The sequence below is a fragment of the Pseudomonas sp. SST3 genome (genome assembly GCF_003325755.1).
In genome coordinates this window covers 1-3,255 of the sequence record NZ_QORI02000184.1, presented here as the reverse complement: position 1 = coordinate 3,255, position 3,255 = coordinate 1, and the positions used below count along the sequence as shown (strand labels likewise).

Annotated in this window: 3 protein-coding genes; all 3 read right to left on the bottom strand. The window is 52.0% G+C overall.

Annotation, left to right across the window (positions count from 1 at the left end; all coding sequences use genetic code 11):
* Positions 1-2,188 (bottom strand): hypothetical protein (locus DQ405_RS26205; RefSeq protein WP_174824730.1); only part of this gene is annotated, 2,188 nt, incomplete at its 3' end.
* Positions 2,185-2,664 carry a hypothetical protein gene (locus tag DQ405_RS27120; RefSeq protein WP_174824729.1) on the bottom strand — a complete coding sequence of 160 codons (480 nt, stop codon included), beginning with the start codon at positions 2,662-2,664 and terminating at the stop codon, positions 2,185-2,187. The genes DQ405_RS26205 and DQ405_RS27120, both read right to left, overlap by 4 nt.
* 121 nt (positions 2,665-2,785) lie before the next feature.
* The coding region (locus DQ405_RS26200; RefSeq protein WP_168426466.1) for a response regulator at positions 2,786-3,255 on the bottom strand (470 nt) is incomplete at its 5' end.

Below are 3,255 nucleotides of genomic sequence, written 5' to 3'. Positions count from 1 at the left end.
CTAGGACATCTTCCTTGTAGTCGCCATCCGGGACGATAGGAATAAGGCTCCGTGTGCGGACCACACTGTCACCTACGGGAGGGAGGGGGCCGGTCGACTTGTCAGGTATGCCAGGAATGGTTGCGGGTGTTTTATCATTCAAATCCTCACGTTTGCGAATAATATTATTTGGCCCATCTATTTCATAAGTATGAATGCCTTTACGGCCGCTTGCATCTACAAACTCGCTTTGCACAATGATGCTGTGGGGCGAAGGTTCTAACCCTACTGGTGTGGTCGAAGCGCCAGAGTAGGTAACGTCAACTTCTCTGGATACAGTGATTTTCCCATGCTCAATTATATTTCGGTCTTCAACAGGGAGTTTGGAAATCAAGTTCTTGACTTGCGTTTGCGTGGCTCGTTCAAAGCGATCGAATAAAACTGAAAGCTGTGCTTCGAAGGTAGACACTACGAAGCTGTTTGTAAATTTTCGCAAGGCGATGGTGCTAAGGTCGATATCTTTATCGCTGGATGTATAGCTATCCAAAGCGACATCCTTATGGTGTCGCTCCGCGTTAATCAATATATCTACCAATGAGTAGGGCCCTGGAAATTCCAAAAAGCCAGAGTCCTTTGGTGTCAGCACTTTTCGTTTGATTTGCTCTTCCGACAAGTGCGGATTTTGCTCTTTGATGCTGGCCACTGCCATTTCATGCAGCACAGGGAACGGCGTTGCAAACGTCTTGGAAGACTCATTCAACTGATGCATCTGCTCATTGAATGCAGCGCGCACCTTTGCCATATCTTCTTCTGAGTATTGATCTGTGCTGCTCCTGGTCAGCACACCATTGTAAACGCCCCAGTCTTTCAGGGCGTCCGTTTGAGCCTGCTGCTCAACCAGTTTGTCTGCCAGCGTTATTGGCGCCAGTTCATGTCGCATCATGACTTGGGCATACGTCATTCGGCTGGTCGAGCCAGGAGCCTCAGCCTCTATACGGGCTACTGCCGTAACGAAACTGACCCAAGAGTGGGTACCCTTGGTCAATGTTTCGGGTATGTCTTTGACCAGGAGTTCCGGAGCCTTGCGGGCCAATAGAACTTCCATGGCCAGCACGCCGTTGTAATGGTTCGTCACTCCGGTTTCGCGCAAGTGATCAGACAGCGTTGCGTATATGTCTTGGGCGTTCATTCCGGAGAGGTTCATGTTGGCGAGGTCGAAGCCTGCAACTTTAGTCCTGTTCGAATCGGGTGAAGTTGCGTTGATGCTGAGGGGGTCCAACGAGTCGTAGAGCGCTGTCAACATCCAATCAGCGATCACGTTAGGCGATGCAATTTCGCCAAATTCGCGCTCCGCCGCAAGGGCGAATTTTTTAACATTGGGAAACTCCAGGACGTTGTCAATGCCGCGGCTACGATCTTCCAGAAAGCTTGCACCGAAATTCTGTCGATATTCAACCCCGCGAGTCAAATAGGCGAGCAGGGTGTTTTCTGGCTGACCTTCCAAAAACTTACTGGTCATGGCGGCAAGTGCACGCCGATCATCATTGCTCATCGGCGTTGGCCATGAGTGCGCCCCACCTAGATTGCCATGCGCCGGTTTTTCAATGGGAGGGCTTGCCAAAGACTGCGCAATGTTCTTTAACTCCGACGCATTAGTTGGAAGTACTATGCCATGCCCTACGAGGTAGTCGCGCAGCGTCACCGCCACATCCGGTTTCAGATTGTGGTCCCGGAAGTAGGAAGAGGTGGGATCTATCTCAACTGGCGTATCCAGAACATTTTGCAACCGTTGCTTAATGGTTAGCTGGAGCTTTTCGATAGTTTCTTCGTAACCAGATCTTTTTTGCCAGAATTGGAGCTCGGCCTCTAGGTCCTCAAGGTCCTTAGCTTTTTCGTTTACGACGTTTGATATTACCCCAATCACGGCATTTCGATTGTTCAGATCCCCCAACTCCGACACTTGATTATTCAGGTATTGCTGGGGAGGGAAATTAAACCTCTCATTGTAGGTGTCAGAATCCGGATCCTGCAGTTTATCAAGTAGCTGCTGGATGGATGCCTGTCGCTGAGAAGGCGATAGTATGCGGTCGGAGGGCACGGCATGACCATGAAACCGTGCGATGTCTGCGATCGTTGCGGTGGTCGCGGTGGATGCGGTATCGAAACTTACGACATTGCCGGGGCCTGCCAGCGTTTTGGCAACACTCATGAGCAGGGGCCAACCCGTAAAGCTGTGAATATCCAAGGATTTGGCGGTGGGCGTGGGCGGTGAAAAGTCGAAGGGGTTTTCGCTGTTTTGGCCCCCGTGGTCGTGACGTCGAGGGTACCGCTGTCGACATTGATAGTAAGCGGCTTTGATAGGTCTACATCATTCTGCTTGGCCCAGTCCTTGAACGCAGGGCTTCCAAGTAGTTTAAGCATCAGCGCACGCGTCTGCCCTAAGGACGAATTCCACGGGATTCTGTCAACTTCAACTTCGCGATAGTCTTGATTGTCACCCAACAAATCTCGCAACGTACCACCGTATATGCTGGCTAACCACTGATCCTTATCTTGCAGAGAGGTTTGTCTTGTTCCCGGAAGCTCTGTCGCGACCTCGAGGCGGGCAGATTGCGGTTGTGGAACGGCGCTTGCCAGTTGGGGCGTATAAAGCTCGGAAAAGCGTGAATTGGAAATGGCAGTCATCAGAAATATTCCTGGTCGATGTGGGTAGTGCGTTATTCGCCAACGTATGTGGAAAAAAACTCACATCGATTCCATCTGCTGCCTGCTAAACCGTGACGACTTATTGCCACATGTGGCCGCTCTACGCCTGGATCATCTCCCGCACCTTGGCCGTCAACAAATCAAACGTAAAAGGCTTGGTGATCAGTTGCATCCCCGGGTCCAGGAAGCCACCCCGCACCGCGGCGTGCTCGGCGTATCCGGTAATAAACAATACTTTGAGTTCCGGACGAATCTGCCGGCCGATTTCCGCTAGTTGTCGGCCGTTCATCCCCGGCAAACCGACGTCGCTGATCATCAGGTCGATGCGCTGTTCGGATTCAATGATCGGCACCGCCGCATTCGCGTCCCCAGCCTCGATAAACCCGTAACCCAGTTCTTTGAGCACCGCGCTGACCAACACCCGAACTGCGGGATCATCCTCGACGATCAACACCGTTTCCCCTGCATTGGCAAACGGCAGCAATGTCGGGTTGAGCGGCTCCTGAGCTTGGGGCTCACCGATAAAGCGCGGCAGGAACAAACTGACCGTCGTACCTTTGCCGACTTCGC

Bases quoted from the DNA above. Each gene is read 5' to 3' on its own strand.
- DQ405_RS27120 (WP_174824729.1), bottom strand. From the start codon at position 2,664: ATGACTGCCATTTCCAATTCACGCTTTTCCGAGCTTTATACGCCCCAA.